Here is a 7045-nt window from a genome sequence, read left to right on the forward strand (position 1 = left end):
GTAGCCAAGATCACCCAGGCAGCTGCTCAACCATCCGATCGGTCTCGCCCTCACCTTCCGGCGTGATCCCACTCCGCACCGCGATCGTGCCGGTGACCGCGACGTCCATCGTCACATTGCCCAGCGTCCGGAACAAGTCAGGCACCGTCTCGACCGCGACCAGCAGCCCCAGCGCCTCGAGCGGCACGCCCATCGCCACCGCTACCGGCGCGACCGAGGCGAAGAAGCTGATCGTGCCCGGCAGCGATACTGACCCCATCGTCGTGATCGCCGCGGTGACGACGCCGGCGGCGAGCTGGCCGGGGCCGATTGGCGTGCCGGTCAGATGCGCGACATAGAGCGCGACCGCCAGGTTCATCGCCGGGCTGGTCGCGCGGAACACCGCGACCGCGATCGGCAGGACGATGCCCGACACCCGCGCCGGGGCGCCGATCGCCTCGCTCGAGCGGAGCATGGTCGGGAGCGAGGCGAGCGAGGACGAGGTGCTGATCGCGACGATCTGGCTCGGCAGGACGGCGCGGGCGAAGCGCCCGATGCTTATGCGCGCACCGATCGCCGCGATCGGATAGGCCGACAGCAGCACCAGGATACCGAGCGTCGAGACGATCGCGACATAATGCGCCAGCGCGCCGAACGCGGCCGCGCCGGTTTCCATGCCCACTCCGAACGCCAGGCAGAACACGCCGAGCGGGGCGAGCACCAGCACCCAGCCGATCACCACGATCATCGCGTCGGCGATCGCCTGGAACAGATCGACCATCAGCTTGCGGCGATCGGGCTGCAACCGGGTGATGGCGAAGGCGAACACCATCGCGAACACGGTCAGCGGCAGGAAAGCGTCGGTCGCGGCGGCGTCGATGATGTTGGTCGGCACGATCTTGTCGAAGAAATCGCCCAGCGTCGGCACCTGGCCGGCGGTCTTGGCGCTCGACAGCGAGGCCCTGAGCGCCATTGCCCAATCGGGGCGGAGCGGGAACAGCTTGAGCAGCAATGGCGTGAGCAGCGCCGACATGATCGTGTTGAACCACAGGATGACGACGAAGAAGATCAGCGCGCGCCCGGCGATCTTGCCGGCGCGCGCCGCTTCGGCCGAGGCGGCGATGCCGATCACCAGCAGCGCCACGACCAGCGGCACGATCACCATCTGCAGCCCGTGCAGCCAGGCGCCGCCGATCCGCTTGGTGAAGACCAGGACCCAGCCGCCGGCGTCGGGCGCCCAATTGGCGAGCGCGATACCCAGCGCCAGGCCCGCCACCAGCGAGATCAGGATCCTCAATGCTTGGCTCATGCTCGCCCTTCTTCGTTTGCCGCGCTAAGAGGCGGCCTTGGCGCGGGATAGCGGACGGAAACGGGCAGAATGGCAAGAAAATATTTCGGTACGGACGGTATTCGCGGCCTGACCAACATGCAGCCGATGACCGCGGTGATGGCGATGAAGGTCGGCATGGCGGCCGGCGCGCATTTCGTTCGCGGCGACCACAAGCATCGCGTGGTGATCGGCAAGGACACGCGGCTGTCGGGCTATATGCTCGAAAACGCGCTGGTCGCCGGGTTTACCAGCGTCGGCATGGACGTGACTTTGTTCGGGCCGCTGCCGACCCCGGCGATCGGCATGCTGACCAAGTCGATGCGCGCCGATCTGGGCGTGATGATCTCGGCCAGCCACAACCCCTATGCCGATAATGGCATCAAATTGTTCGGCCCTGACGGCTATAAATTGAGCGATGCCGACGAGACGGCGATCGAGGCGCTGATCGACGGCGACGTCGCATTGGCCGATGCGCCCGATATCGGCCGCGCGCGCCGGGTCGAGGATGCGCGCGGGCGCTATATCCATTTCGCCAAGGCGACCTTTCCCGATGATCTGACGCTCGACGGGCTCAAGATCGTGGTCGATTGCGCCAATGGCGCCGCCTATCAGGTCGCGCCCTCGGCCTTGTGGGAATTGGGGGCAGAGGTCATCGCGATCGGCGTCACCCCCAACGGCAAGAACATCAACGATCAGGTCGGATCGACCGCGCCGGAGACCCTGTGCGAGACGGTGGTCGCCAGCGGCGCGCATATCGGCATCGCGCTCGACGGCGACGCCGACCGTCTGATCGTCGTCGACGAGAATGGCCGCGTGATCGACGGCGATCAGCTGATGGCGGTGATCGCGACCGGCTGGGCGCGGGCGGGCAATCTCCGCAATGGCGGGCTGGTCGCTACGGTGATGTCCAACCTGGGACTCGAACGCCATCTCAGCGCGCAGGGGATCAAGCTGATCCGCACCGCGGTCGGCGACCGTTATGTGCTCGAAGCGATGCGCGGCCAGGGATACAATGTCGGCGGCGAGCAATCGGGGCACATCATCCTGTCGGATTATGCCACCACCGGCGATGGGCTGGTCGCGGCGCTGCAGATCCTCGCCGAACTGGTCCGCTCGGGGATTCCGGCGAGCGAATTGCTCCATCGCTTCGATCCGCTGCCGCAATTGCTCAAGAACGTGCGCTTCAAGGGCGGCAAGCCGCTCGACGATGCCGGGGTCAAGGCAGTGATCGCCGATGCCGAGGGCGAACTCGAGGGCAAGGGCCGGCTGGTGATTCGCCCGTCGGGCACCGAGCCGGTGATCCGCGTGATGGCCGAAGGCGAGGATGCCGCTCAGGTCGAGGCGGTGGTCGACCGTATCTGCGACGCGGTTAAGACCGCGGCAGGGTAATCTCTACAGCAACAGGCCCTGCAGATTGGCGCGCCCGACCGCGCCGCCGCCACGCCGCCGGGCGAGTTCGGTCTCCGCGGTGAAGCGCACGTCGGGGTCGCGGTCGGTCAGGAAGCCGGCCAGGCTGTCCTCGGCGATCTCGCTCCATTCCTTGCCGCGATCCGGCCCGTAGCGCACGCGCGGCAGCAGGCCGGGCTGGTTCGACCATTCGATCAATTGCGCGACCGACGCCTCGTTGAGCATGTCGCGCAGATGGTGCGCGGTGACATAGGCGTCGGGAAAGGCGCGGTGCGCGGGCAGGCCGCGTTCATGCTCGAGCCCCTCGGGCTTACGCCAATAACGTAGCACCTGGTTGGAGAAGCTCGGGCTATCGGGCCACAGCCTGAGCGCGCATTTCCACGTGCAGATCCAGTCGGCGCCGTGAGTCAGCGTCGGGGTGCAGAATTGCTCCTCGAAATCGGCGCGATGCGCGGCGAGCGCGATGCGGCGCGGATAGGGATCGAGCACCGGACGCGCGACATCGATCCAATAAGGCGCGTCGGCCACCTGTTCGTCGAGAATATGATGGATCGCCTGGGTGATTGGCGGGATCGGTCGGCCGGGATTGACCATCCGGCTGCCGCCTTCGCCGTATATTTCCCAGCGCCCGTCCGCGCCCAGCGCGACGTCCTGCCAACCCACTTCCAGCACGCCATGCTGCGGCGGCGCGTCGCCGGTGGTTTCGAGGTCGATGACACGGATGATCGAGGGGGACGCCATTCGGGCTAGATGGGGGCTTTGGCCGGGAAAAGCCACCTAGGGCCACTTTCCAACCGTCATCCCCGCGTGCGCGGGGATGACGATGTGAAGTCTGCCGGGAGACTCAATGCCCCGCTTGCGGCCCGCGCTCGAGCCCGCTTGCCGCCAGCTGCGCGTCGATCTGCGCGAGCAGGCGGTCGAGCGCGGGCTGATCCTTCGCCTCGGCGCGCGCGACCAGCACGTCCTGGGTGTTCGACGCGCGGAGCAGCCACCAGCCGTCGGGCGTGTTGACCCGCGCGCCGTCGGTGCGGTTGACGTCGGCGCCGTCGGTTTCGAGCCGGTCGAGCACTTCGTCGATCACCGCGAACTTGCGGCTTTCGTCGACCTGAAAGCGCATTTCGGGCGTGTTGACCATCACCGGCATGGCGTCCTTGATCTCGTTCATCGACTTGCCGATCATGTGGACCGCGCGGATCAGCCGGACCGCGGCATATTGCGCATCGTCGAAACCGTAGAATTCGTGCGCGAAGAAGATGTGGCCCGACATCTCGCCGGCGAGCGGCGCGTGCGTCTCCTTCATCTTGGTCTTGATCAGGCTGTGCCCGGTCTTCCACATCAACGGCTGCCCGCCCAGCTCGGCGATGCGGTCGTACAGCGCCTGGCTCGCCTTGACGTCGGCGATGATCGTCGCGCCAGGCAATTCCCGCAGCACCGGCTCGGCCAGGATCGACAATATCTGGTCGCCCCAGATCACCCGGCCCTTCCCGTCGATCGCGCCGATCCGGTCGCCGTCGCCGTCGAACGCCACGCCGAAATCGAGTCCCTTCTCCGCCACCAGCGCCTTGAGCTGGGCCAGGTTCTTTTCCTCGGTCGGATCGGGATGATGATTAGGGAAATTGCCGTCGACCTCGGTGAACAGCAAATGATGCTCGCCCGGCAGCAATTTGGTCAGCTTCTCGATCACCGGACCCGCGGCGCCATTGCCGGCGTCCCAGCCGATCCGATAGGCGCCGCCCGAATAGCCGGCCATCAGCCGGCCGACATAATCGTCGACGATATCGACGTCGGAAACTTCGCCCTCGCCTTCCTCCCAATCACCCTCGGCCGCCATCCGGCCGAGTTTCTGGATGTCCTCGCCGAAGAACGGACGATGCTGCAGCACCATCTTGAAGCCGTTATATTCGGCTGGGTTGTGGCTGCCGGTGATCTGGATGCCGCCATCGACTTCCAGCTCGGCCTCGGCCCAGTAAAGCTGCGGGGTCGGACCCATCCCGGTGCGGATCACGCTCACCCCCGACGCGAGCAACCCTTCGACCAATGTCGCCTCCATCGCCGGCGATGAAATACGGCCGTCGCGTCCCACCGCGACGCGGGTGCCGCCGGCGCGGCGCACGATCGTGCCGAAGGTGCGACCGATCGCGCGAGCATCGTCGGTCGACAGGGTTTTGCCGACGACTCCGCGGATATCGTATTCGCGCAGGGATGTAGGATCGAAACGGTGGGTCATGGGGGCTCCCGTCAGGTTGATGCGCGCCCAATCCGCCGAGCAGGGAAAAAGTTCAATCCCTCGGCTCAATCCTCGGCTTCAACAAGATGTCGCGCGCCTCATTTACGCGACGAGCGAGCTCGTCGGTGCCGCCATGATCGGGATGGACGTTGCGCAACAGGCGGCGGTGCGCGACGCGAATCTCGTCGCGACTGGCGCCGGGATCGAGTCCCAGCACGGCCAGCGCGCTGATCTCATCCTCGCTGCGTTGCGGCTTGCGGCGGCCGTCGGTCCAGACCTTCTTGGGTCCTTGCCACAGCCACCAGCCGAACCAGGCAACCGCCAGTGCGAGGAGGAGCTTGGCCATGATCAGGCGAAGAGCGGCAGGACCGGCTCGGGCAGCGCGAGCGCCGCCATCATCTCGCGCAGCTCCTGCCGCGCGGCGACATGCGCCATGCCCATCTCACCGAAATCGCGGCTGTCGATCATCGTCAGCCCCTTGGGAAACAATTCGCGATAGATGACGCGCTCGCCCAAGCCCGGAATGATGCGGAATCCCACGCGCTTGGCGAGCTGGTCGAGCGCGTCGGACACGCGGCGCATGTTGCGCGCCTCGATATGCTGGAGGCGGTTGCGCAACACGACCCAGTCGATCGCCACGCCATCGGCCTTGGCCCGGGCCTTGCGCGCGTCCCAGATCAGTTCGGCGTAGAAGCTCGGCCGGGTGACCTTGTAGGTGTCGGGGTCGACCTGCCCGATCAGGTCGAAATCGACGAAGCTGTCGTTCATCGGCGTGACCAACGTATCGGCGCGGCTCGCCGCCAGTCGCCCGAACCGGTCGTCGCGGCCGGGGGTGTCGATCACCACGAAATCGGCGTCGCTGCAGAGCCGGCCTAACGTGTCGTCGAAAAATTCCAGGCTCTCGCCGTCATGCGCGGCGAAGGCGGGCGTCGGCAGCTCGCGGCTGGTGCGCTTGGCGGTGGCGACGCGATTCTCGAAATAGCGCGCCATGGTGCGCTGGCGATGGTCGAGGTCGAACGCCGCGACGCGCGCGCCGCGCGCCTGCAGCGCGATCGCGACATGGACCGCGGTGGTCGACTTGCCGGTCCCGCCCTTTTCGTTGGCGAAGACGATCATATGTGGTTTGCTGGCGTCCGCCACGTAAAGACCCTGGTTGCCTGAGATGCCCCGCGCCTCTTACAGGCGAACCCTCGTCTATCGAAGCGACAAGTCCCATGCAAATTGTCCATCATCTGCCCGATTTGAGACGCGCGACCGCCGAGCTGCGCAGCGATGGCGCACGCGTCGCGCTCGTGCCGACAATGGGAGCGCTCCATACCGGGCATATGGCGCTGGTCGACGCCGCGCGGGCGACAGGGGCGAAAGTCGTCGCGTCGATCTTCGTCAATCCCAAGCAATTCGGTCCGAACGAGGATCTGTCGCGCTATCCGCGCCCGGCGGAAGCCGACAAGGCGTTGCTGATCGCCTATGGCTGCGACCTGTTGTGGATGCCGGGAGTCGACGACATGTACCCGGCGGGGTTCGCCACCAACGTCTCGGTGTCGGGCGTGAGCGACGGGCTCGACGGCGCCGCGCGGCCCGGCCATTTCGACGGCGTCGCGACGGTGGTCTCCAAATTGTTCAACCAGGTGCGCCCCGACACGGCCTATTTCGGCGAAAAGGATTTTCAGCAGCTCGCGGTGATCCGCCGCATGGTCGCCGATCTCGATATGGAGCTGGAGATCGTCGGCGTGCCGACGGTGCGCGAGGCGGACGGGCTCGCTTTGTCGTCGCGCAACATCTACCTCTCGCCCGACGAGCGCGCGCGAGCCGTGGCGCTGCCCAAGGCGCTGGCCGAGGCCAAGCGCGCGATCGAGGCGGGGGAGCCGGGCGCGATCGATTCCGCGATGGCGTCATTGGCCGAGGCAGGCTTCGTCACCGATTATGTCGCCTTGGTCGACGCCGCGACCTTGGGAGATCCGCAGCCAGGCAAATCCCGCCGCCTGCTCGCCGCCGCGCGACTCGGCACGACCCGGCTGATCGACAATCTCGACATAGCAGCGTCTTTGTAATCGGCACCGGCCCGCTCCCCCACCCGACCGCCCAACAGCGTATTCTATGGG

Annotated in this window: 7 protein-coding genes; 2 read left to right on the forward strand and 5 right to left on the reverse strand. The window is 66.5% G+C overall.

The genetic code is table 11. The features are described 5' to 3' along the window. Nucleotides 1–10: 10 nt before the first annotated feature. Nucleotides 11–1288 (reverse strand): dicarboxylate/amino acid:cation symporter, encoded by a 1278-nt coding sequence (locus AC1DSD_RS15550; RefSeq protein WP_478031351.1) that lies wholly within the window; start codon nucleotides 1286–1288, stop codon nucleotides 11–13. Between the two features lie 69 nt (nucleotides 1289–1357). Here AC1DSD_RS15550 and glmM point away from each other — a divergent pair, with 69 nt between their 5' ends. Next, nucleotides 1358–2698, forward strand: a complete 1341-nt coding sequence (glmM, locus tag AC1DSD_RS15555) for a phosphoglucosamine mutase (RefSeq protein WP_478031352.1) — start codon at nucleotides 1358–1360, stop codon at nucleotides 2696–2698. Between the two features lie 3 nt (nucleotides 2699–2701). Here the strand turns inward: glmM and AC1DSD_RS15560 are convergent, their stop codons facing one another. From AC1DSD_RS15560 to AC1DSD_RS15575, 4 genes are all read right to left on the reverse strand, one after another. Continuing rightward, the gene (locus AC1DSD_RS15560; protein WP_478031353.1) at nucleotides 2702–3457 is read right to left on the reverse strand and encodes an exonuclease domain-containing protein; all 756 of its coding nucleotides are present in this window, start codon (nucleotides 3455–3457) and stop codon (nucleotides 2702–2704) included. A gap of 103 nt (nucleotides 3458–3560) precedes the next feature. Then, the gene (gene pgmG / locus AC1DSD_RS15565) at nucleotides 3561–4943 is read right to left on the reverse strand and encodes a phosphoglucomutase/phosphomannomutase PgmG (protein ID WP_478031354.1); all 1383 of its coding nucleotides are present in this window, start codon (nucleotides 4941–4943) and stop codon (nucleotides 3561–3563) included. 52 nt (nucleotides 4944–4995) lie between these two features. Then, entirely contained in the window at nucleotides 4996–5289 is a 294-nt protein-coding gene (locus AC1DSD_RS15570; RefSeq protein WP_478031355.1) for a J domain-containing protein, read from the reverse strand. Nucleotides 5290–5291: 2 nt separating this feature from the next. After that, nucleotides 5292–6059, reverse strand: coding sequence for a division plane positioning ATPase MipZ (locus AC1DSD_RS15575; protein WP_478031383.1), 768 nt, complete (start codon nucleotides 6057–6059; stop codon nucleotides 5292–5294). Nucleotides 6060–6157: 98 nt separating this feature from the next. Between AC1DSD_RS15575 and panC the strand changes: the two genes are divergently transcribed. Then, complete coding sequence (panC, locus tag AC1DSD_RS15580) at nucleotides 6158–6994, forward strand: pantoate--beta-alanine ligase (RefSeq protein WP_478031356.1); 837 nt, start codon at nucleotides 6158–6160, stop codon at nucleotides 6992–6994. The last annotated feature ends 51 nt before the right edge of the window (nucleotides 6995–7045 follow it).

The organism is Sphingomonas sp. P4_D12, from assembly GCF_056401895.1.

Bases quoted from the DNA above. Each gene is read 5' to 3' on its own strand.
- AC1DSD_RS15560 (WP_478031353.1), bottom strand. From the start codon at position 3,457: ATGGCGTCCCCCTCGATCATCCGTGTCATCGACCTCGAAACCACCGGC.
- pgmG (WP_478031354.1), bottom strand. From the start codon at position 4,943: ATGACCCACCGTTTCGATCCTACATCCCTGCGCGAATACGATATCCGC.
- panC (WP_478031356.1), top strand. From the start codon at position 6,158: ATGCAAATTGTCCATCATCTGCCCGATTTGAGACGCGCGACCGCCGAG.
- AC1DSD_RS15570 (WP_478031355.1), bottom strand. From the start codon at position 5,289: ATGGCCAAGCTCCTCCTCGCACTGGCGGTTGCCTGGTTCGGCTGGTGG.
- glmM (WP_478031352.1), top strand. From the start codon at position 1,358: ATGGCAAGAAAATATTTCGGTACGGACGGTATTCGCGGCCTGACCAAC.
- AC1DSD_RS15575 (WP_478031383.1), bottom strand. From the start codon at position 6,059: ATGATCGTCTTCGCCAACGAAAAGGGCGGGACCGGCAAGTCGACCACC.
- AC1DSD_RS15550 (WP_478031351.1), bottom strand. From the start codon at position 1,288: ATGAGCCAAGCATTGAGGATCCTGATCTCGCTGGTGGCGGGCCTGGCG.